Annotated in this window: 21 protein-coding genes; 11 read left to right on the forward strand and 10 right to left on the reverse strand. The window is 65.5% G+C overall.

All coding sequences use genetic code 11. The annotated features are described in order from the left end of the window. The first annotated feature begins 59 nt into the window (after window positions 1–59). Window positions 60–1244, forward strand: a complete 1185-nt coding sequence (locus tag JWS13_RS31145; RefSeq protein ID WP_206009194.1) for a thiolase family protein — start codon at window positions 60–62, stop codon at window positions 1242–1244. Between the two features lie 63 nt (window positions 1245–1307). Here JWS13_RS31145 and JWS13_RS31150 read toward each other — a convergent pair whose 3' ends face one another. From JWS13_RS31150 to JWS13_RS31165, 4 genes are read right to left on the reverse strand one after another with little or no spacing between them, the layout of a single operon-like run. Beyond that, complete coding sequence (locus JWS13_RS31150) at window positions 1308–1790, reverse strand: Zn-ribbon domain-containing OB-fold protein (protein WP_206009195.1); 483 nt, start codon at window positions 1788–1790, stop codon at window positions 1308–1310. After that, complete coding sequence (locus JWS13_RS31155; RefSeq protein ID WP_206009196.1) at window positions 1787–2974, reverse strand: thiolase family protein; 1188 nt, start codon at window positions 2972–2974, stop codon at window positions 1787–1789. Before JWS13_RS31155 ends, JWS13_RS31150 begins: the two co-directional genes overlap by 4 nt. Before the next feature lies 1 nt (window position 2975). Beyond that, the gene (locus JWS13_RS31160) at window positions 2976–4115 is read right to left on the reverse strand and encodes a beta-ketoacyl-[acyl-carrier-protein] synthase family protein (protein WP_206009197.1); all 1140 of its coding nucleotides are present in this window, start codon (window positions 4113–4115) and stop codon (window positions 2976–2978) included. 49 nt (window positions 4116–4164) lie between these two features. Then, the gene (locus JWS13_RS31165; RefSeq protein WP_206009198.1) at window positions 4165–4629 is read right to left on the reverse strand and encodes a MaoC family dehydratase; all 465 of its coding nucleotides are present in this window, start codon (window positions 4627–4629) and stop codon (window positions 4165–4167) included. A 164-nt stretch (window positions 4630–4793) separates the two neighbouring features. Between JWS13_RS31165 and JWS13_RS31170 the strand changes: the two genes are divergently transcribed. The 4 genes from JWS13_RS31170 to fabG are packed head-to-tail and all read left to right on the forward strand — an operon-like array spanning window position 4794 to window position 8663. Beyond that, window positions 4794–6017 (forward strand): acyl-CoA dehydrogenase family protein, encoded by a 1224-nt coding sequence (locus JWS13_RS31170; protein WP_206009199.1) that lies wholly within the window; start codon window positions 4794–4796, stop codon window positions 6015–6017. After that, window positions 6014–7144, forward strand: a complete 1131-nt coding sequence (locus JWS13_RS31175; RefSeq protein ID WP_206009200.1) for an acyl-CoA dehydrogenase family protein — start codon at window positions 6014–6016, stop codon at window positions 7142–7144. Before JWS13_RS31170 ends, JWS13_RS31175 begins: the two co-directional genes overlap by 4 nt. Next, window positions 7144–7899 carry an SDR family NAD(P)-dependent oxidoreductase gene (locus JWS13_RS31180; RefSeq protein WP_206009201.1) on the forward strand — a complete coding sequence of 252 codons (756 nt, stop codon included), beginning with the start codon at window positions 7144–7146 and terminating at the stop codon, window positions 7897–7899. The genes JWS13_RS31175 and JWS13_RS31180 overlap by 1 nt, the downstream gene beginning before the upstream one ends. Window positions 7900–7922: 23 nt before the next feature. After that, the gene (gene fabG / locus JWS13_RS31185) at window positions 7923–8663 is read left to right on the forward strand and encodes a 3-oxoacyl-ACP reductase FabG (RefSeq protein WP_206009202.1); all 741 of its coding nucleotides are present in this window, start codon (window positions 7923–7925) and stop codon (window positions 8661–8663) included. Between the two features lie 94 nt (window positions 8664–8757). Here fabG and JWS13_RS31190 read toward each other — a convergent pair whose 3' ends face one another. Further along, entirely contained in the window at window positions 8758–10008 is a 1251-nt protein-coding gene (locus tag JWS13_RS31190; RefSeq protein WP_206009203.1) for a bifunctional 3,4-dihydroxy-2-butanone-4-phosphate synthase/GTP cyclohydrolase II, read from the reverse strand. A gap of 20 nt (window positions 10009–10028) precedes the next feature. Next, on the reverse strand, window positions 10029–10535 hold the full coding sequence (locus tag JWS13_RS31195; protein WP_206009204.1) for a flavin reductase family protein: 507 nt from the start codon (window positions 10533–10535) through the stop codon (window positions 10029–10031). A gap of 297 nt (window positions 10536–10832) precedes the next feature. Between JWS13_RS31195 and JWS13_RS31200 the strand changes: the two genes are divergently transcribed. The 4 genes from JWS13_RS31200 (at window position 10833) to JWS13_RS31215 (ending at window position 14772) form a co-directional block, all read left to right on the forward strand. Next, the gene (locus tag JWS13_RS31200; RefSeq protein WP_206009205.1) at window positions 10833–12602 is read left to right on the forward strand and encodes a sigma-54-dependent Fis family transcriptional regulator; all 1770 of its coding nucleotides are present in this window, start codon (window positions 10833–10835) and stop codon (window positions 12600–12602) included. 107 nt (window positions 12603–12709) lie between these two features. Then, a complete protein-coding gene (locus tag JWS13_RS31205) occupies window positions 12710–13867 on the forward strand; it encodes an acyl-CoA dehydrogenase family protein (protein WP_420855058.1) in 1158 nt (385 codons plus the stop codon). A 24-nt stretch (window positions 13868–13891) separates the two neighbouring features. Then, window positions 13892–14350, forward strand: a complete 459-nt coding sequence (locus tag JWS13_RS31210; RefSeq protein WP_206009206.1) for a hypothetical protein — start codon at window positions 13892–13894, stop codon at window positions 14348–14350. Beyond that, on the forward strand, window positions 14350–14772 hold the full coding sequence (locus JWS13_RS31215) for a MaoC family dehydratase (protein ID WP_206009207.1): 423 nt from the start codon (window positions 14350–14352) through the stop codon (window positions 14770–14772). The genes JWS13_RS31210 and JWS13_RS31215 overlap by 1 nt, the downstream gene beginning before the upstream one ends. Window positions 14773–14856: 84 nt before the next feature. Here the strand turns inward: JWS13_RS31215 and JWS13_RS31220 are convergent, their stop codons facing one another. Continuing rightward, window positions 14857–16398, reverse strand: a complete 1542-nt coding sequence (locus JWS13_RS31220) for a class I adenylate-forming enzyme family protein (RefSeq protein WP_241032409.1) — start codon at window positions 16396–16398, stop codon at window positions 14857–14859. Between the two features lie 211 nt (window positions 16399–16609). Between JWS13_RS31220 and JWS13_RS31225 the strand changes: the two genes are divergently transcribed. After that, window positions 16610–17443: a mycofactocin-coupled SDR family oxidoreductase gene (locus JWS13_RS31225; RefSeq protein WP_206009209.1), complete on the forward strand. Its 834-nt coding sequence runs from the start codon at window positions 16610–16612 to the stop codon at window positions 17441–17443. Further along, window positions 17428–18513 (forward strand): CaiB/BaiF CoA transferase family protein, encoded by a 1086-nt coding sequence (locus JWS13_RS31230; protein ID WP_241032410.1) that lies wholly within the window; start codon window positions 17428–17430, stop codon window positions 18511–18513. The genes JWS13_RS31225 and JWS13_RS31230 overlap by 16 nt, the downstream gene beginning before the upstream one ends. 93 nt (window positions 18514–18606) lie before the next feature. Here JWS13_RS31230 and JWS13_RS31235 read toward each other — a convergent pair whose 3' ends face one another. From JWS13_RS31235 to JWS13_RS31245, 3 genes are all read right to left on the reverse strand, one after another. After that, complete coding sequence (locus tag JWS13_RS31235) at window positions 18607–19941, reverse strand: MFS transporter (RefSeq protein WP_206009211.1); 1335 nt, start codon at window positions 19939–19941, stop codon at window positions 18607–18609. A 5-nt stretch (window positions 19942–19946) separates the two neighbouring features. Next, on the reverse strand, window positions 19947–20792 hold the full coding sequence (locus JWS13_RS31240; protein WP_206009212.1) for a mycofactocin-coupled SDR family oxidoreductase: 846 nt from the start codon (window positions 20790–20792) through the stop codon (window positions 19947–19949). Window positions 20793–20960: 168 nt separating this feature from the next. Beyond that, window positions 20961–22124, reverse strand: coding sequence for an LLM class flavin-dependent oxidoreductase (locus JWS13_RS31245; RefSeq protein WP_206009213.1), 1164 nt, complete (start codon window positions 22122–22124; stop codon window positions 20961–20963). Between the last annotated feature and the right edge of the window lie 14 nt (window positions 22125–22138).

Raw genomic sequence — 22138 nt, forward strand, 5'->3', positions numbered from 1 at the left:
ACGCGGTATCACCCCTGCCGATCAATCAGACCGGCACCCACCAACAAGGAGTTTCTCTCGTGACCATCGACGCAGTGATCGTGGACGCCGTTCGCACCGGATCCGGGCGCGGCAAGCCGGGCGGTGCACTCTCCGGCGTGCACCCCGCAGACGTTCTCTCCCAAACCCTCAGCGCCCTTCTTGCTCGCAACGATTTCGACCCCGCGTTGATCGACGACGTGATCGCGGGCTGCGTGTCGCAGACCGGTGAGCAAGCCCTCAACATCGCCCGCACCGCTGCACTGCGAGCCGGGCTTCCCGAATCCGTGCCGGGCACCTCCGTCGACCGTCAGTGCGGCAGCAGTCAGCAGGCCGCGCACTTCGCCGCACAGGGTGTCATCGCGGGGGCGTACGACATCGTCGTGGCTTGCGGCGTCGAGTCGATGAGCCGGATCCCGATGGGCGCGAGTTCGCAGGGCCAGGACCCCACCGTGGGACCGTTGTCGGACCGGTACCCGGACGGGCTGGTCAACCAGGGCGTGTCTGCCGAGCTCATCGCCGCGAAGTGGGGTCTCGACCGCGCGACTCTCGACGAGTACGCGGCCCGCTCGCACCGGCTCGCCGACGAGGCGCATACCGCTGGTCGTTTCGAGCGCGAACTGATCCCGATCACGCTGCCCGACGGCTCGGTCCACCGCGTAGACGAGACGCTGCGGGCAAGCACCACCGCAGAAGGCCTCGGCGGACTGAAGCCGTCGTTCGCGCGCCCGGAGCACGACGAGCGGTTCCCGCAGATCAACTGGTCGATCACGCCGGGGAACTCCTCGCCGCTGACCGACGCCGCGTCCGCTGTTCTGATCATGTCGGCGACCAAGGCAGCCGAGCTGGGCCTGACCCCGCGCGCCCGGTTCCATTCCTTCGCGGTTACCGGCAGCGATCCGCTGTACATGCTCACCGGAGTCATCCCGGCCACCCGGAAGGTGCTCGAGCGCAGTGGTCTGCGTATCGATGAGATCGACACCTACGAGGTCAACGAAGCATTCGCTCCAGTGCCGTTGTGCTGGGAGAAGGAGCTCGACACCGATCCCAAGAAGCTCAACCCGAGCGGCGGGGCGATCTCCCTCGGCCACGCGCTGGGAGCCTCAGGGACTCGCCTGCTGACCACGATGATCGGCAACCTCGAGCACACCGGGGGGCGCTACGGCCTGCAGACGATGTGTGAGGGTGGCGGCATGGCCAACGCCACGATCATCGAGCGTCTCTGACAACGACCCCGAAATGATTGTGGGCCCCTCCGCTCGGAGGGGCCCACAATCATTTCAGGGTTGTCATACCGCTGGCTCGAAGTGCGAGATATCGAGGATCTGCCCGGTACGCTCCTCGGCCCACACCGCCCGCACCCGAGACCCAGCCGGCAGCTGCGCCCGGAGCCCCGCCGGGTCGGAGAAATCCAGGCCGACGATGTAATGCATCAGCAAGGTGTCGGCGCCGTCCAGGCGAATACCACCGATGGCGTATGGAGCCTTAGGTCCCCCGCGGAACCCCTGCCACACCACGGTGAACACGACCAGGTCACCCTCGCCGCTGAGCTCGACCCACTCGTCATTGCGCTCGAACGAATCCTCGCAGTACGCCTGCGGCGGGACGTAGACCTTCGTCGACTTGGCTCCGGTGTTGGCGAGGATCTTCTTCTCCCGCAGACCCTGCATGAACCGGCCCCAGGTCTCACCGAGATGGATGTCGTAATCGAGATCCCAGTGCACGGGAGTTGTGGTCACGGCCTGGTCGATGGTGCTGGTGGTCTCGCTCATGATGCGTGCTCCTCGGTCGATCGTTCGAATACTGCCAAGTTCTCGAATTGGAAGAAGGTTCCTCCGGTGCCGTGCGCCAACCCGGTGCGGGCACCGTCGACCCGGATTTCTTCCGGCGCATCGCCCATCACCTGCCACGCCACGTAGACGTACGGGGCGAGTTCGCCCGCGACCCCGGCGTTGGTGCATTTCGGCCCGCCGGAAAGGTTGATCGGCAGACTGCCACCCTGACGGCTGTCCGGCGACTTGATGAGATCGATTCCCTCTCCCGCAGAGCACAACTGAAGTGCCTCGAGCTGCATCGGCTGCATGTGGGCGTACGGGGCGAAGACCTCGACCACGTCGAACTCGCGGTACGGATCGCGGATGCCGGCCTTCGCATACACCCGTCGGGCCAGCATCGCGAGGTTCTCCATTGCCCCGAAGTCGCCCTTGCCGCCGCCGAGGTACGGGTCACCGGAGGTGCCCATCGCTCGGATCACTGCCGGTGTGGTCTTAAGCGAACGTGCGGATTCCTCGGAGGTCACCAGCATGGCGCACGCCGAGGTCGACACCGGGCACACCATCGGCTGCGTAAGTGGCGACGACAACGGGGTGCCGCCGACGACCTCGTCGACAGTCAGGGTGTATCGCAGGTGGGCGTAGGGGTTGCGGGAGGCCTTCTCGTGATCGGCGACCGCGACAGCAGCGAAATCGGAGACGCTGATGCCGTGCCGCGCCTGATAGGCACTCGCAGCGAAGGCACCCATGTGAAATCCGCCCATGCCGAGAGGCTGCTCGACCACCATCGGGGAGTTGGTGTTGATCGCGGACTGGAGATCATGGACCCCGTAAAATGTGGGGCCGCCGACAACGAGAACTCGCTCGTGGGTGCCGGCACTGACCATGCGCGCCGCGACCTGCATCAGGTTTCCGCCTGTCGTGCCACCGGTGTTGACCACCGTCAGCGGAATGTTCGCGCCGAGACCGAGGAACCGTGAGCGGTACTTGCCGCCGAGCACGGTGCCCTCGAACCCGTCGATGTTGCCGACCACGATGGCGTCGATGCTCTCCGGTGTCGCGCCGGAGTGCTCGAGCGTCCGCCAGGCGGCCTGCTGGCACAGTTCGATGAACGAGAACTGTTGTTTGCGTGGCGAAGTGGCCTCGGTGATGCCGACACCGCCGACTACTGCATGTCGAGCCATTTCACACTCCCTGTACTACGAGGACGGTGCTGTCGAGTGCGACAGCACCGGTGACGGTGTCGACCGAATGCACCACCGCCGTTGTCTGGGCCTCCGCCTCGTCAAGCCGGTCGAGCGCGTCCGCAAGTCGCACGGCCCCATTGGCCAAACCGGGGTAGATGCCCGCGGTCGACCCCCAGCGATTGATGCGGTCCGCTGCGAGACCGTCCAGCCCGAGGGCGCCCAACAGCGGCCGATACATGCTGGCTGTCGGTGCGGTGAACTCCAGCAGATCGATCTCCTCTGCCGGGGTGGTAATGCCTGCATTCCGGTATGCGGTGGCCGCGGCGTGTCTCGTCGAGGCACCGACGTCGGTCAGCCATTCCGTACCGTGGACGTATCCGCCGGTACCCCGTCCGAAACCGGTGATCACGGCATTGCGGCCCTGTAGGCGCGCCGCCCGGGCAGGTGAGGCAAGCACTACCGCAACGGCACCGGTGCCGTGTGCCGGCAGCATCAGTTCGGTCAGCGCACCGTTTGCGGGATCGGCGGAGAGCACGTCGGCGCCGGTGACACGGTCCCGACGAACCGACCGGAAATGCCCCACCGACTTGTTGATCTCCACCGCCGCGATGTCGGCCAACTCGGTGATTTCCACGTCGTGTTCGAGCGCCCAGGCCGTGTGCAGCGCGTACGTCGCCTCGGCCGTGAGGCCGACGGGGCGCGCGAAGTGCGGGTCGAAGGCCAGATTCGAGATCTGCTCGAGGAACGCGCGCCGCTGGGCGCCGCGGCTGGTGGACTCGGGATTGTAGACACCGACGGCGACGGCGACCTCGACATCTCCCGAGGAGATCGCTTCTGCGGCCGCGAGAATCGCGGTCCCGGAGTCGGACTCGAGCCGATACGAGTCTTGGAGGTAACCACCGGACGCCGAGTTCGTCAGACCTGAGGAAATGCTTCGGCCGTCGTAGATGTCCATCGAGGCGGTCACCGTGAGTCCGATGTCCTGCTTGCGCAGCGCCGCCTCGCCGAGGGCGCGGGACACGACGTCGTAGACAAGTTCGTCGAGGACGGCGTCGTGTTCGGGGACGAACGGCGTGCAGGCGAGACCGACGACGGCCACTGGTGCCGCTCGCCCTCGCTCTGATCCGGTCAGGGTCATGGGTAGTGGTCCTTCCGAGAGTGAATGAGTGAAAGGGGTCGAATTCGGGTCAGTCGAGATAGCGATAGACCACGATCGCCACGCATGCCGGCTTCGGGGAGCCCTCGCATTCGACGACCGCCTCGATCGCGACTTGAACACCACCGGGAACCCTGTTCGCCGAGGCGACGGTGGACGACAACCTGATCCGCGAATCCACCGGCACGGGGGAGGGGAAGCGGACCTTCTCGAGGCCGTAGTTGACCACAGAGGACGCCCCGGGCACCGACAGCGCGTCAGCGACCAACGGCCCGATCAAGGACAGCGTCAGGTACCCGTGGGCGATGGTGCCGCCGTACGGTCCGTTCGCCGCCTGAGCAGCATCGACGTGAATCCACTGGTGATCTCCTGTGGCGTCGGCGAAGGTGTTGATACTCCGTTGGTCGACTACCGTCCAGTCGGTACTGGGCAAGGTGGTTCCCGCCGCTGCAACCAGGTCGCCAGGGGTGGCGAAGACCACCGGTGATATTGGCATTGTGCGTCTCCGATCCGTTGTCTCGTCCGCAGACGGTAGTAAGAACGAGCGGGGTCCGGATGTCGCAGTCTGCACCACTGGACGTGTGTCAGAGCGCGACATCCGACCACCGCAGAGTCGTGTGAGAGTCGGACGGACATCGCTGACAGAAGGATTCGAGCCGTATGACTGACACGACCACCGACGCCGCGGTCTCCGCAGGCGATCCCGTCACCGAAGACGGTCTGCCCACCTATGTGGCTGACTTCCTGAACACGCATGATCCGGCCACCATGCCCCGGATCGATTTCCTTCGTGCCCGCTTCGATGCAGGCCTCGCGTGGGTGCACTACCCGATCGGCTGCGGCGGACTCGGCCTCGACGCCGCCGCACAGTCGATCGTCGACGCGGCGCTCGAGGCCGCCGGGGCTCCGGACAACGCGCCGCACCGGAACGTCATCGGCCTCGGTATGGCGGCGCCGACTCTCCTCGCTCACGGGACGCCGGAACAACAGCGCCAGTGGCTGCGGCCGCTGTGGACAGGCGAAGAGATCTGGTGCCAGCTGTTCAGCGAACCCGCAGCGGGCTCGGACCTCGCATCGCTGGGAACCAAAGCGGTACCCGACGGCACGGACTGGGTCGTCAACGGACAGAAGGTCTGGACATCACTGGCACATGAGGCGAGCTGGGCCCTGCTGATCGCCCGCACCGACCCCACCGTGCCCAAGCACCGCGGACTGACCTACTTCGTCTGCGACATGCGCTCACCCGGCGTCGATGTCCGTGCACTGCGCCAGCTCACCGGCGAAGCGGAGTTCAACGAGGTCTTCCTCGACAACGTCCGGGTACCGGACGACAACAGGCTCGGCGAGGTCGGCGCCGGGTGGAAGGTCACCCAATCGACGCTGATGAACGAGCGCGTCGCCATCGGCGCAGGGGCCGCACCGCGCGAAGGTGGACCGATCGGATTTCTCGCCGACCTGTGGCGGCAGGACGAGACCTACCGCACCATCGGATCCTTCGACAAGCTGGTGCAGCTGTGGGTCGAAGCCGAGACGATGCGCCTGACCACCGAACGTCTGCGTCAGCAGGCAGTGGCCGGGACCCCGGGTCCCGAGGGATCCGGGTCCAAGCTCGCTTACTCGCTACTCGCACAAAGGGTGTCGAGCCTCGAACTCGATATTCTCGGCGAGCAGGGACTCCGGTTCGACGACTGGAGTTTCCGTCGCCCGAACCTCGACGACGAACACAACCGTCCCGCCGGATACCGATTCCTGCGCACCAAGGGCAACTCGATCGAGGGCGGCACTTCGGAGATCATGCGCAACATCATCTCCGAACGAATCCTCGGCCTGCCCTCAGAAAGCCGCACCGATACCACCACCCCATGGAATGAGCTGCCACGATGACCACCGGCATTGAACGTCCCCCCACGGATCTGCTCTACTCCGAGCAGGAAGAATTCCTGCGCGAGACCGTCCGGGACGTCTTGAACAAGGCCTGTGACTGGACCTCCGTCCTCGCCCTCACCGAGTCCGAAAGCGCGATCGACCGCGCGCTGTGGCGCACGCTCGCCGTCGAGGTCGGCGGCGCCGCTCTCGCGCTACCCGACGACATCGGCGGCGCCGGCGCGACCTGGCGTGAGACCGCCGTGGTACTCGAGGAACTGGGTCGCTCGATCGCCCCGGTGCCGTACCTGGGCAGTGCAGTGGTCGCCACCATTTACGCCCAGGAGATCGGTGCCGGCGACCTCCTCGCGAACCTGGCCACCGGCGAGACGATCGCGGCGGTCGCGGTCCCGGCGGGCGCACCGTGGTTCCGTCCCCTCCGGCAAACCGTCACGGTCACCGACTCCACCCTCACCGGAACCGTCGCGAGTGTGGCGGATGCCGCCGCAGCGGACATATTGCTCGTGCCCGTCGGAGAGGACACATACCTGGTCGACCCGGCTGCCGCAGGCGTGCGGTGCACCCCGGTGGTGTCACTCGACGAGACCAGGCCGCTGGTCGACATCGAATTCAACGCGGCACCGGCCCAGCGGTTGGAAGGTACCCGACCGGCCGGTGACGCGACCGCAGCAGCATTGCGCGCGGGCACCGCGCTGCTCGCCTCCGAACAACTCGGTCTCGCCGAACACTGCCTCACGGCCACGGTCGAATATCTCCGTGTCCGACGCCAGTTCGGGCGGGCTCTCGGTTCGTACCAGGCGCTCAAGCACCGCCTGGCCGACCTGTGGGTCCAGATCAACCAGGCCCGGGCCGCGGCCCGGTACGCCGCGGACTGCCTCGCCACGGGCAGCGACGATCTCGCCGTCGCCACCGCCGTCGCCCACTCGTGGTGCTCCGAGGTTGCCCTGCATGCAGCGGAGGAGTACGTGCAACTGCACGGCGGCATCGGATTCACCTGGGAGCACCCCGCCCACCTCTACCTCAAGCGCGCCAAGAGTTCGACCCTGATGTTCGGCGGTCCGGACGTTCACCGAACGCACCTGACAGGCCTGATCGACCTTCCGCTTCCGACTCTGGAGAACATCTGATGGCCGACTTGACCGGGCGTGTTGCAGTGGTGACCGGCGGAAACGGTGGCATCGGGCTGGGCTTGGCCGAAGGCCTGGCCGCGGCCGGTGCCGATGTCGCGATATGGGCGCGCAATGTCGAACGTAGCGCTGCCGCCGTCGATGTCCTGCGCGGGCGCGGCGTCCGCGCGCAAGCGATTGCCTGTGACATCGGCAGTGAGGACGACGTGCGTCGTGCCGTCGCCGACACTGTCGAGGCGATGGGCCGGATCGACATCTTGATGGCCAACGCGGGGATAGCGGACGACAAGCCGTACCTCGAGACCTCGTTGGATGACTGGCAGCGTGTCATTCGAACCAACCTCGACGGCACGTTCCTCACGACCCGGGAGGTGGGTCGCTACCTCGTCGAGCGAGGCGAGGGCGGTGCAATGGTCATCGTCTCGTCCACGATCACCCGCTACGGCGGGGCCGGCCAGGCTGCGTACGCGGCCAGCAAATCCGGGACGAGTGCTATCGGCCGCACCCTCGCCGTGGAGTTTGCCCGGCACAAGATCCGCTGCAACATTCTCATTCCCGGCTGGGTGGCGACCCCGATGAACGAATCCCTGCGCGAGAACGAGCGGTTCGTGGACGCGACCACAAAGAGAACGCCCGTCCGGCGGTGGGCCACACCAGACGAATTCCATTCCGTAGCAGCATTTCTCGCTGACCCTACCCTGACATTTCACACTGGCAACGAAGTCGTCGTCGACGGCGGCTACACCATCTTCTGATCATCGGCGCAAGGAGCCATCGAATGAACCTGACCTGTGACTTCTCAACCAGGACCGTACTCGTCACCGGAGCAGCCCAAGGCATCGGCAAGGCGATTGCCGAGTTCTTCCGTACTGCCGGGGCACGCGTCGCGGTCGCCGACCGCGATGCGTCCGAACTGGAGAAGGCGTGGGGCTCGCCGTCGCAGACCGTGCTCCCGGTGGCCATGGACGTGGCCGATCCGACATCGGTGGCGTCGGGGGTCGGCATCATCGTCGACACCTGGGGGTCCGTGGACGTGGCGGTCAACAACGCCGGAATCGCTCGCGACTCAGTGGTGTGGAAGCTGACCGACGATCAATGGAAGGCCGTGCTCGACGTCCACCTCGGCGGAACCTTCAACGTCACCCGCGCCGTGGTACCCCACATGCGGAAGGCCGGCTTCGGTCGGATCGTCAACGTTACGTCCTACACGGGCATGCACGGCAACGTCGGACAAGCAAACTACGCGGCCGCCAAGGGCGGCATCATTGCCTTCACCAAGACCGTCGCCAAGGAAACCGCACGATTCGGCATCACGGCGAACGCGATCTCGCCGAACGCCGCGACGGCGATGGTGGCAGCGATCCCGGCCGAGCGCCTCGCCGAGATGACGGAGACGGTGCCGCTCGGGCGGTTCGCCGACCCCTCCGAGATGGCTGCCGCTGTCGCATTCCTGGCATCGGAGGAAGCGAGCTACATCACCGGTGTGGTTCTGCCCGTCGACGGTGGCGTGTCGATGTAGCCCGTCTCGACCGACAACACGAATCGGGGTGGCGGGTTTGGAGCAGAAATGCTCACCCGTCACCCCGATTCGTGTGTCGGCGAAGGTGTTGTCGTCAGTTCCCGACCGCCGGAGGGATGTCGAGCAGGTGCCCCATCCGGTCCCTCTTGGTACGCAGGTAGGCCACGTTCTCCGGAGTGGTATGCACTGGAAGCTGCACCCGTTCGGCGATCTCGAGGCCGTAGCCATCGAGCCCGGTGTACTTCTCGGGATTGTTGGTGATCAAACGCATTCGTCGCACACCGAGGTCGACGAGGATCTCCGCGCCGACGCGGTAGTCGCGGCTGTCGACGGGCAGACCCAGCGCCTCGTTGGCCTCGACCGTATCGGCGCCGTTCTCCTGCAGGGTGTAGGCGCGTAGCTTGTGACCGAGCCCGATTCCCCGGCCCTCGTGTCCGCGCAGATACACGAGGACGCCGACCCCCTCTGCGGCGATGCGACGCATCGACTCACGGAACTGGACTCCGCAGTCGCAGCGCAGCGACCCGGCCAGATCCCCGGTGAGGCATTCGCTGTGGACCCGGACGAGTACGCCGGCCGGGTTGCTCGTGTACGCGGTCAGGTCGCCGACCGTCAGCGCGAGATGTTCGGTGTCGTCGTCGGTGGCCCGGTACGCGTGGGCCCGAAAGTGACCGAACTCGGTGGGCAGTTCGGCGCTGCCGGTCGCGATGACAGAAGGTGCCCGCTCGCGTCGGTACCGGACGAGGTCGGTGATGGTGATCTTGGTGAGCTGGTGTTCGTCGACGAAGTTCTCGAGCGACTGGCCGGCGCGCATCGCGCCGGACTCCTCGACGATCTCGGCGATCACCCCGACTGTCGGAAGCCCAGCCAAGGTCAGTAGGTCGACCGCCGCTTCGGTGTGGCCGGCGCGTTCGAGAACGCCGCCGGCCCGGGCCACGAGTGGGAACACGTGGCCAGGTCGGCGCAGGTCCGAGGTGTGGCAGTCGGGGTCGGCGAGGGCGCGGAGGGTTCGGGCTCGGTCGGCCGCCGAGACACCCGTCGTGGTATCGACGTGGTCGACGGTGATGGTGAATGCTGTGTGGTGGCAGTCGGTGTTGTCGCCGACCATCTGGGGCAGGTCCAGCTTGTCGGCGCGCGCCGCAGACATCGGGGCGCAGAGGATGCCGGTGCTGTGGTGCACCATGAATGCGACCTGGTCGGCAGTGATGGCCGCCGCGCAGCCGATGAGATCACCTTCGTTCTCGCGGCTCGGGTCGTCGACCACTACCACCAGCCGTCCGGCGCGAAGGTCCGTCAGCGCCGTCTCGATTGTCGATGTCGTCACCGTGATCTCCTTTTGGGGCAAGGGAAGTGCTTGGGCTTCGATCAGTTCTGGCCAGAGAGCGGCGCCGGAGTGAAGGTACGGTCGTAGTAGACGACCGGGGTCGGTTCGCCCAGTCCGACCGACACCACCTCCCCGACGAGGATCGTGTGATCCCCGCCGGGATAGCGTGCGTGCGCCCGGCACTCGAGGACGACTGGAGCGTCCGCGAGGTGCGGCAGCCCCGACGAGTGGGGGGTGAAGTCGTCGCCGGCGAACTTGTCGGCGCCGCGGGTCGCGAACCGTCGGGCGATCGCCTCATGCTCCATTCCGGCGATATGGACGAGCCACGTCTCCGCTCGCTCGAAACTCGCGTGGCACTCCGCACTGGTGGCGAGGCAGACGAGGACCAACTGAGGATCCATCGACAAAGCACAGAACGAGCTCGCGGTGAAACCTCGCCGACGACCCTGTTCGTCCACCGTCGTGACGATGGTGACGCCGCTGGGGAATCGTGCCATCGCCTCTCGGAAGGTGGGGGTCTCGGTGTCGGCCGTGATGTTGGCGGTCATGGTGGGCCTCGATTCGTAGTGCAGATGGTGACAGGGGTCACTGTATGGAGCGCAGCGCGGTGGGGGTGTTGCAGTTCAGGACAGCGGCGCCCGGTGCCGGGCTGCGGCGGTGCATATCGCGACATCCGGTTTCGCGGCGTTCTGACGCGGCACTGTTGACGCCATGTCAGTAGCTTGTCATCATGAACGTGCTGCACCTCACAGCCCAAGAGGGCTTGTGGTCGGCGACGCCCCGAAGGGGCATGTGCCGCGGGCCATCGAGCCCAGGCCACGAAGAACGAAGAAAGGGCGCCCGTCTTGTCGCTCGACGACCGTACTCGTACCTTGCTGCATGAGCGTGAGCTCTTCCTCGAAGGCGCGGACCCGGCCCAACGGGGCATCGTCCGCAAGGAGATCGCGCAGTCCTGGAAACGATCACTGATGTACGGACTCGAGCCGGAGCGCTCACGACCCACCTTCCGTCCGGAACCGCAATCGTCGGAGCAACTGTTGTCCGTGGCGGTCCCGGTGATCGAATCCAAGCGCGGTGCCCTCGTCGATTCGTCGAGCAGCCTAACGGTGACGGACGCGAACGGTTGGGTTGTCGCGCGGTGGGTCGAGGACAGCCGCTTCTCCCGGCGCCTGGACCGGCACGACGTGCTTCCCGGGTACTCCTTCGCCGAGACCACGGTGGGCACCAACAGCGGCGGTATGGTCCTCGAAACCGGGCGTCCCGCGCTCGTCGCCGGTCCCGAGCACTTCTTCGAGGAGTCGCTGCAGCTCACCTGCGCCGGCGCGCCGATCCACCATCCGATCACCAAACGGCTGATCGGAACGCTGAATCTGACCTGCCGGTACAGCGATACAAACCCGATCATGTTGTCCTGGGTGTGCGAGGTCGCAGCCCAGATCACACAGGCGCTCGCCACCTTGGCAACTCGCCGCGAACAGCTTCTGTTCGAGGCATTCCTCGCTGACAACCGCGACAGCCGACACGCGGTGATCTGTCTCGACGAGCAAACCATCATCAGCAACGCCGCGGCCGCCCGTATCCTCGGGCCGTCCGATCAGGCGATTCTGTGGGAGCACGCTGCCAGGACGCTGCAATCCGGCGCTGATGCGGTCCCCGAGAAGACGGTTTCGCTTGCAGACGGAGCAGCGGTCGGCGTCGACGTGCTGCCGGTGACCGACGGCCCCGCCACCGTTGGTGCACTCCTTCGGCTCAAGATCACCAGCCACCCGTCTCGAAGCGGTCATGCGCAAGAAACCGCGCCCGTGCTCGGACAGCTCGTCGGAACTTCGCCTGCTTGGCGGGCGATGTGCCACGCGGTGACCGACACAGGCACCCGCGCACTGCTGCTGACCGGCGAACCCGGAGTCGGAAAGTTTGCCGTTGCTCGTGCGCTGGCCGACGAGTCCGGCACCGCAGTGGTCGACGCCCTGGCACAATCGGCCACGAGTGTGGACTGGGGAACCGCGCTCGCCGATGCCATCGGCCCGAATCCGTCGCTGCTGATTCTCCGGCATATCGAGGCCCTCGACCCAGATGCCCTGCGCGCGACTGCAACCGCGATCGCGCGGGCCCGTGCCAGGCAGATCCGAGTCGTGGCAACCACAAGCACACCGGTCACCGCACTCACGCGGTTGATGGACTGGTTCGACCGAGTTGTCGAGGTTCCAGCGCTCGCCGACCGTGCAGGCGATCTTCCGCTGCTGCTCGAGGCGGTGAGCAAGCGCTACAGTCCGCCCAACGAGAAGGTCTGCTGGATGCCGGATGCAGTCCAGGCACTCAGCCGCATCGACTGGGATCGCAATGTCGCCGGGCTCGACGCACTCGTTCGTGAGCTCGTCGCAGGCCGCAGTCGTCGGTACATCGGAGCGCAGGACCTGCCGATCGAGCACCGCGTACAGGCGTCCCGCCGGCAACTGCAGGGGCTCGAACAGATGGAGGCGAAGGCCATCATGAATGCACTCCGCGACGCCGGCGGCAACAAGCGCCTCGCCGCGGATCGGCTCGGGATCGCGCGATCCACTCTGTACCGGAAGGTCAGGTCACTCGGCATCGACATCGATTCCGCCAATTTCTGACAGGATCGTCCTGGCGGTGGCGCAGGTTGCGACATCCACCACCCCGCCTCGAGGCACACACTGAACCCATGGTGTCTCATTCGACAGAAACTCAACTCGACGCGTCGCTGCCGCTCATCGCAGGTGACGAGGAAATGCTCCTGCGGGAGACGGTCGCCCGCATCGTCGCCAAGTACGGTCACGACTACTACCAGAAGTGTTCGGCGACCGGCGCACCGATGCAGGCCCTGTGGGACGAGCTCGGCCGTAACGGCTACCTCGGCCTCAACATCGCGGAGGAATACGGCGGCAGCGGCGCCGGCCTGACCCAACAGGCGATCGTCAGCGAAGAGCTGGCGGCGGGCGGCTGCCCGGAGCTGGCCATGGTGCTCTCCCAGGGCATCGCGGGCAGCGTGTTCGGACGGCACGGCACCGAGGAACAGAAGCGGCAGTACCTTCCCGGAATCGCGAGTGGCGAGAAGAAATTCGTCTTCGCGCTGACCGAGCCGGACGCCGGTTCGAACTCACACAACGTGTCCACCATCGCGACCCGCGACGGTGACGACTACATCGTCAAGGGCACCAAGTACTACATCTCGGGTATCGACCACTGTGATCACTTCCTCCTCGTGGCCCGGACCGGCACCGACGAGAAGACCGGCCGCGGAAAACTGACGTTGTTCGTCGTCGACCCAGACGTCGAGGGATTGACTCGCGAGCTCATTCCGACGGCACTGTCCGCGCCCGAACGCCAGTTCACGCTCTTCTTCGACAACGTGCGCATCCCGGCCGAACGGGTCGTCGGCGAAGTCGACAAGGGTCTGATGCCACTGTTCGACGGCCTGAACCCCGAAAGGGTATTGAGTGCAGTGATCTGCACGGGCATCGCCCGCTACGCCATCGAGAAGGCGTGCCGTTACGTCAAGGAACGGACCGTGTGGGGCACGGCCCCGATCGGCAGCTATCAGGCGGTCCAGCACCCCCTGGCGGCCGCCAAGATCGAGCTGGAGGCAGCCCGCGGCATGACGTGGAAGGCGGCCGCGCTCTACGACGCAGGCCTGCCGGCAGGGGAAGCGGCGAACATGGCGAAGTATCTCGCCTCCAAGGCCGGGCACCATGCCCTCGACACCGCCATCCAGGTCCACGGTGGTAACGGTTTGGCGCTCGAGTACGGACTGGCCGACCTGTGGTCGATCGTGCGCCTGCAGCAGATCGCGCCGGTGTCCTCGGAAATGGTCCTCAATCACATCGCCCAGCACACCCTCGGTCTGCCCCGTTCCTACTGATCCACGAAAGGCTTGAACATCCCCATGACCACCGCAGTCAAGGAGCTGGACCCCGGCCTTGTCGGCCGCCGGCTGCCCGGAGACACCACGACCATCTCGCGGCATCAGTCCGCGATCACCGATCATGCGCTCCACGCTGCCGACGATCCCGACGCACATGAACATGCTCACTCGATCTGGTTCCTCGTCATCGCGTTGCGCGGCATGGGCATCAGTGTCGACGAATTGTGCGCATTGGCGGACAAGCGGGACACCGACACACTGCTGTTCGGGACCTGCGGCATCGACCAGATCCAGCCGCTGGCGGTGGGTCACACCTACCGCACAACCGCCGCGATCGACAACATCGATCGACGCACCACCAGAGACGGGTCAATCCTCGACAGCCTCACCGTGACGGTGACCCTGTTCGATACCACCGTCCCGACCGACGCCGTCGGCACGGTGACGAGTGTCTACCTGTTCAAGAGAGGGCAGAACTGATGTCCACCAACGAGATCACGCCCGGTTCTGCCATCCCGTCGTTCGTCGTGGACTCGGTCGACGGTGAACACATCCGACAGATCGCACTGATCCTCGACGACCCCAACCCCATCCACTTCGATCTGGACGCGGTGGCGGCCGCAGGTATGGGTGACCGGGAAATCAATCAGGGCGGCTCGACGATGGCGTACATCATCGACATGATCACCTCGTGGGCCGGCACCCGGTCAGCCCTTCAGCGCATCAAGTGCCGATTCCGCGACAACGTCCGCGCCGGCGACACGGTCACCGCCGGCGGCACGGTGCTCGAGGTGACCGGTGGCGGCGACAACCGCCGCGCACTGTGCGACGTCTGGGTCGACCGAGGTGACGGCAAGCGCGTCATCGACGGAACGGTCGTCGTCGCCATTCCCGAAGATTGATTGGCTGCAACGACATTCGGCAACAGAAGGAGGGTGGTGCGCGCTGCGCACCACCCTCCTTCAGGGTTTATCAATCGTCCGGGCTCAGCGGAACATCCGCTTGAGCTCCGGCTTGTTGATCTTGTTGTTCCCGGTTCGCGGCAGCGCAGAGACCATCTCGATCCGTCGGGGGCGTGACAGCCCCCTCAGATCGGGATGGTGCTGACAGAACTCGGCAATGTCGGACACTGTCACTCCCGAACGGGACGCGACGACGATCGCTGTCACCTGTTCGACCCACCGTTCGTGTGGCGTGCCGATCACTGCGACTTCGGCGACGTCCGGGGAAGAGGCCAGGTAGTTCTCCACCATCTGGGGATAGACGTTCTCACCGCCGCTGATGATCATGTCGTCGATCCGCTCGACGTATTCGAGCTGCCCGTCGGGCCGAACCCTCATCAGGTCACCCGTTCGAAACCAGCCGTCGACGAACCGTTCGGCATCGGCGTCAGGCCGCTTCCAGTACCCGGGTGTCACAGCGTCACCGCGCACCTGCAGTTCGCCGATTTCACCGCTGCCATCGGCGACGCGCTGCTGAGTGGTCGGGTCGACCAACTGCCACTGCACCACCTGTTCGAGTGGCCGACCCAAACACACCGGCAGCGGGTTCTCTCCGATTCGTTCACTTGCGGCCAACCCGTTCTGCTCGGTTTGGCCATAGATGTTGATGACCGAGCAGATCCCGGTTGCATCACGGAACCGTCGCAGCGGACCTTCCGGAAGTCCCGACCCACCGACCGCGCAGATCCGCACGCTACGCAGCTGCACCGGTTCCGCCCCGCTCATGCGATTGGCCACATCGATCGCCATGGTCGGCACCAACGCCACATAGCTCGGTGACCAACGCCGCGCCAGATCGACCCACCCGATCGGATCCCATTTCGACATCAGCGTGACCGACCCACCAGCGACCAGGACCGGAAGCGAGATCAGTTGCAGGCCGCCGACATGGAACAGGGGGGTGCACACAAGTGCGCTGTCGTCGGCGTTCAAGCCGAAGATGTCAATCGTGGCGTCGACAGCGGCCCCAGTGGTCCGGTGAGTTTGCCGAACACCCTTGGGGGTTCCGGTCGAGCCGCTGGTGTACATCAGCAGCGCTTCGTCTCCGTCGAGCCGAGGAACAATCTCCTCACGCTCGGGCAGCGTCGTCACGTCGTGCCACGTCCAGGTCGCGCCGGCTGTTGCGGCGTTCGGCCCCACCGCCAGGATTCGCTCCGCGCCGCCAAGCCCGTCGCACACGTCCTGGATCAGCTCGACCTCGCTGTCGGCAACCACAATCAGCGTGGGATCGGAGTCTTCGACAGCGTGCCGCAGGGGTCCCCGCGGGACGGACAGGTTATACGGCACCGCGATCGCGCCCGACATCCAGATCCCGAGGAGAAAGCAAAAGGACTCGAGGCGGTTGGAGGCGTAGATCCCGACCCGATCGCCAGGTGCTACACCGACCGAGTCGAGGAACGCCGAGAACTGCCGGGAGATGGTGACGAACTGCTCGAACGTCAGCTCGTCACCGCCGAATCGGATTGCGACCGCGTCGGGCTGGCGCGCTGCGACGCGGACGAGGATGTTGGAAAGGTTCACGTGCATCCTTCGTCAGAAGTAATGGACCGGAAGCCGACCGGCGCGGGAGTCGCCGAAATCAGCCTGTGACGTAGAAGTACACACCGATCGCGGCCCGGAGGATGTCGCAATCGAATACACCCCCGGAGCACTGTCGCGAAACGCGACAACCCGGGCCCCACCCCCGCAGAGACAATGTGTCGTACGACACAACATCTGTACTAGTAGAGGAGTGGTTGTGGGTCGAGTAGAGGGCAAGGTCGCACTGATCACAGGAGCGGCACGAGGCCAGGGGCGAGAGCACGCGATTCGCCTCGCCGAAGAAGGAGCGGACATCATTGCGGTGGATGTCCCACGCGAGATCATCGACATCGCGTACGACGCCGGGACGGCCGACGAACTCGCCGAGACCGCCCGCTTCGTCGAAAAGCTCGGTCGCCGTGTAGTCACGCTCGACGTTGACGTCCGCGACGCCGAGGCCCTGACGAATGGAGTGACCGGGGCTGTCGCCGAACTCGGTCGACTCGACATCGTCTCCGCCAACGCCGGTATCGCGAGCAATCCGCACCTGGCGCACGAGATTCCCGAAGCGACGTGGCAGCAGATGCTCGACATCAACCTCACCGGTGTCTGGCACACGGCCAAGGCCGCCATCCCGCACCTGATCGCGGGCGGCCAGGGCGGCGCGATCGTCCTCACCAGTTCGGCGGCGGGACTGAAGGGCTACGCCCACATCGCCCACTACGTCTCCGCCAAGCACGGCGTCGTCGGGCTGATGCGCAGCCTCGCGAACGAGCTCGCTTCGTACGGCATCCGGGTGAACTCCATCCACCCCACCCAGGTCGACACTCCGATGATCCAGAACGAAGGCACGTACCGAATCTTCCGCCCGGACCTCGAGACTCCGACCCGTGAGGACTTCGAGCCTGCGTCGGCGGCGACGAACGCCCTGCCGATTCCGTGGGTGGAACCGCGGGACGTCAGCAATGCCCTGCTGTTCCTGGTCTCGGACGAGGCCCGGTACATCACCGGCGCCACCCTGCCCGTCGACGCGGGATGCCTGATCAAGTGACCGACGCGCACCACGGGCCCCTCGCCGGAATCCGAGTCCTCGAACTCGCCGGCCTGGGGCCCGCCCCACATACAGCACTCATGCTGGCCGACCTCGGTGCCGACGTCGTCCGCGTGCAACGCCCAGACCCCTCCGGTCGCCCGGCCCAGGACCCGACGCTGCGCGGACGGCGAATAGTCAGTGCGAACTTGAAGGACCCGAATGACCTCGATGACGTCCGCGCGCTCGCGCTGAAAGCCGACATCCTGATCGAAGGTTTCAGACCGGGAGTCGCCGAGCGGCTCGGCCTCGGCCCGGACGCCCTCGTCAACGACAATCCCGGCCTGATCTACGGGCGAATGACCGGGTGGGGTCAGGACGGCCCCTGGGCCGCAAAACCCGGCCACGACATCAACTTCATCGCCGCCACGGGTGTACTGAACGCGATCGGACCAGCTGAAGGTCCGCCGCTGCCGCCGCTCAATCTCGTCGGCGACTTCGGTGGCGGCTCGATGTTCCTGATCGCGGGGCTGCTGGCCGCGCTCGTCGAGCGCACGCGGTCCGGACGCGGCCAGGTCGTGGACGCGGCGATGCTCGATGGAATCCTGACTCTGACCCACTCGGTCTGGGCGATGCGAGCCGCCGGCGACTGGACCGATGAGCGAGGTGCGAACGTGCTCGATGGGGGTGCGCCGTATTACGACAGCTACCGGACCGCCGATGGCGGCTACATGGCCGTGGGAGCGATCGAGCCGCAGTTCTACCAGGCGCTCCTCGACGGTCTCGCCGTCGAGGAGGCACCCGATCGCGACGACCGGTCCCAATGGCCGGAGTTGCGTGAGTTGTTCGCAACTGCGTTCGCGACCCGGACCCGCGCCGAGTGGGAGACGATCTTCGATTCGCTCGACGCCTGCGTGACCCCCGTGCTGTCATTCGACGAAGTCTCCGGCCATCCTCAGGTGTCCCACCGGCAGGCGATCGGCCACCGTGACGGCGTGCTGCAGCCGGGTGCGGCGCCGCGCCTGTCCCGAACCCCCAACCGGGCTGGTCAGGCCGCAGTGATCCTGACGGACATCACCTCGATCTGGTGAACGAGGAGCTTCGGGGCCACACCACTCAGTGACCCCGAAGCTCCCCCCGCCGGCGACGCGCCAGATCCTGATTCGACCGCGGCCGGATCACGATCAGATCGACGACACATCCACCGTTTCCTCCGACCGGCTGGCCGCCGCCGGCCGATAGGTCTCGCGGGCAGAACCGACCGCCCAGATGCTCAAAAGACCCGCGGCGGTCACGTAGGCACCGACCGAAAGCACGGTGCCGGTCCAGGCAAATAGGCTCGTCGCGATCAGGGGAGCGAACCCGCCGCCGAGGACTGCACCGAGCTGATAACCGAGGGATGCACCCGAGTACCGCACCTCGGCGGGGAACATCTCGTAGTAGAAGGCAGCCATCGGGCCGTAGAGTGCGCCCAGTGTGACGCCCGCGAGCAGGCCCGCGACCAGCATCAACCAGATGCTGCCGGTACCGACGAGCATGACGAACGGGAACGCTGACGCGGTTGTCGCGACCGCTGCGATCACCAGAACTCGTTTGCGCCCAACCTTGTCCGAGACCAGGGCGAACATCGGAATCGAGGCGACGGTGACCGCGCTGGAAAGGAGAACCACCCACAGTGCCGTCGACTTCGACACACCCGCCTCGGTGGCGAACGAGACGAGGAACACCGTCAGGATGTAGTAGTACACCTGAACGACCAGGATCATCCCAGCGGCCTGCAGAACCTCGCGGGGGTGCTCACGCAACGCCGTGACGATCGGTGACCGCGACCGGACCGGGACATCCGCGGACTTCTGTTCGGCCGCACGCGCCTGCAACTGCTTGAACTCGTCCGAGTCCTCGATGGTGATCTGGATGTAGAGACCAAGTGCGACCACAATCGCACTGAGCAAGAAGGGGATGCGCCAGCCCCACGATTGGAGCGCTTCCGTGCTCATCGATGCGACGACGACCAGAAACACGATATTGGACAAGATCACCGCAAGCGACGGACCCACCTGCGCGAAGCTGCCGAAGAGGCCCCGCCGATTCGATGGGGCGTTCTCGGTCACGATCAGCATGGCTCCGCCGTACTGTCCACCGACTGCGATCCCTTGCACTGCGCGCAGAACCAGCAGAATCACCGGAGCAGCGATTCCGATCTGGGCATAGCTCGGAATCAGTCCGATCAGGAATGTGGCCACGCCCATCACCAGCATCGCGACGACCAACATGGACTTACGTCCGAGACGGTCGCCGTAGTGGCCGAAGATGATTCCACCGAGGGGCCGGAACAGGAACCCGACACCAAAGGTTGCGAACGCCGCGATCGTGCCGACGATCGGGCTGACCTCAGGGAAGAACACCTTGTTGAAGACCAGTGCCGCCGCGGTCCCGTAGATGAAGAAGTCGTACCACTCGAGCGTGCTGGCGCTCAGCGCCGAGACGAGCAACCGCCGAAGGCTCTTACTGTCCGCCATGGTGATCAGCTCGGGTTCGGGTTGAAGGTGGACAGGACCAGGTGGCCGCTGTCGACCGGGAGTTCAACTCCGGTGACTCGGCGCGCAGCATCGGAAGCGAGGAACACGACAGCTCCGCTGATCTCGTTGGGCTCGATCAGACCTCCGATCGCGTGCCAATGGCGCGCCGCGACCTCGTGATCGGCGCGGGTTGAGCCCGGCTTTCCACCGGTCATGTCATAGCAGCCCTGCCAGTTTGTCATCGCAGTGTCGACAAACCCGGGCAGAATTGCGTTGACCCGAATGCCATGGGGAGCGAATTCCAGTGCGGCGGCTTTCATCAGGCCGAGCGCACCGTGCTTGGCCGCGGTGTAATGAGCGGCGCCGGCCTGCGCCTCCACCCCGTTGACCGATGCCGTGATGATCACTGATCCAGATCGCTGCTTGATCAGCTGCGGTGCTACAGCTTTCAGCGTCCGCCACACCCCGTTGAGGTTGACATCGATGGTGTCGAGCCAGTCCTCGTCGGTCAGATCCCACAATGCTCCCCGCGTCCAGATGCCGTGATTGATCACCACGATGTCGATGCTTCCGAACGTGGCAATCGTCTCTTCCACCGCCACATCGAGGGCGGATGACGAGCGGGCATCTACCTTGTGCGTGGCGACCCGTACACCCAGCGCGCCAACGGACTTCGCTGCGAGCGTGAGATCCGCCTCGGTTGCCAGCCCATACTGAACCGAGCTGATTTGCTCACAGATGTCGAGCAGCACGACATCCGCGCCCTCGTTCGCCAGTGCGTGTGCATGTGCCAGGCCCTGGCCACGTGCGCCGCCGGTAACCAGCGCGACCTTCCCGTCGAGAGTTCCCATATTTATGATCCTTTCGATGCCGACTCGTTGATCGCTACGAACGGTAGGTGTGCCGCGGGTCACAGGATGTTCTACTTCGCTACACCTTTGCCGACCCGGCGCCGGCGCACACAACAGCGGGGCGGGGTTCGACGATTGAAGTCGAACCCCGCCCCGCTGCAGTGAAAATCAGCCCACGCTCACGGCGCGTTCGGCCGCGAATTGCTTCTGAGCGGCGGCCTGGCCGGCGGCGGTGGCATCCGCACCGGCACGGTTGCTGTTGACTACCTGGTCGTAGCCACGCTGTCGCGGAGTGCGCGCGCCACTGAACTCCGGTGCGACCCGCTCTGCGATCAGCTCGAAGCTCCGCAGCGCCGCCGGCTGCGGAGCCCACTCACCGTGCAGAACGAGGAACTTGCCGAATCCTCCGGACTTCTCCTGCAACCGCTCGATCTGTGCGATCGCCATCTCCGGGGTTCCGATGACAGCGAGTCCGCTCTCATTGACGCCGTCAATGAGAGTGTCGACGTCCGGGGCGGGATCGAAGCCCGGGGTGACGTGCGAGAGATAGTTCATCAGGTCCAACAGTCCGTGCCGGCAGTCCGCTCGTGCCTGCTCCTCGGTCTCGGCCACATGCATCAGGCCCGTGAGTCGCCACTGGTCACGAGAAACAGTGCGTCCGTTCTCGGCTGCGATCTGCTCGGCGAGGTCCCAATGGCCCGCGAGCAGCTCGACACCCATCGGGTTCGTGGCCGCGAGCGAGAGGATGCCTGCCCCGTACTTACCCGCGAGCTTGGGACCGGTCGGGGACACCGTGGCCGTGACGGCCTTCTCGATGGTCGAGTACGGCGAAACATGCAGGTAGGCGTCCTGGATCTTGAACCAATCCGTCTCCTCGGTGACCGTCTCACCGTCAAGGAGACGGTGAATCACGTCGAAAGCCTGCTCCATCTTGCGCCGGCTCTCTACCGGGTCGATGCCGATCATGTGGGCGTCGTCTGCGAGCTGACCGGGTCCAGCACCGAATATGACACGCCCTCGGCTGAGGTGATCGAGCAGCACCAACCGGTCGGCAACCATGAACGGGTGGTGATAGGGCAGCGAGACGACGCCGAGCCCCAGTTTGATCCGCGACGTCCGCTGAGCTGCGGCGGCGAGGAACATCTCCGGAGACGACACGATCTCCACACCACCGGAGTGATGCTCACCGATCCAGAACTCGGCGAATCCTAGTTTGTCCATGTGCTCGACAAGCTGCAGGTCCTGGTGAATCGCGGTGTTCGCATCCGTCTCGATCTTGTGCCACGGTGCGAGGAATGCCCCGAACTCGACGGTTGCGCGTGGGTTACCCATGATTTCTCCTGATC

It is taken from the genome of Rhodococcus pseudokoreensis (assembly GCF_017068395.1).
GTDB lineage: Bacteria > Actinomycetota > Actinomycetes > Mycobacteriales > Mycobacteriaceae > Rhodococcus_F > Rhodococcus_F pseudokoreensis.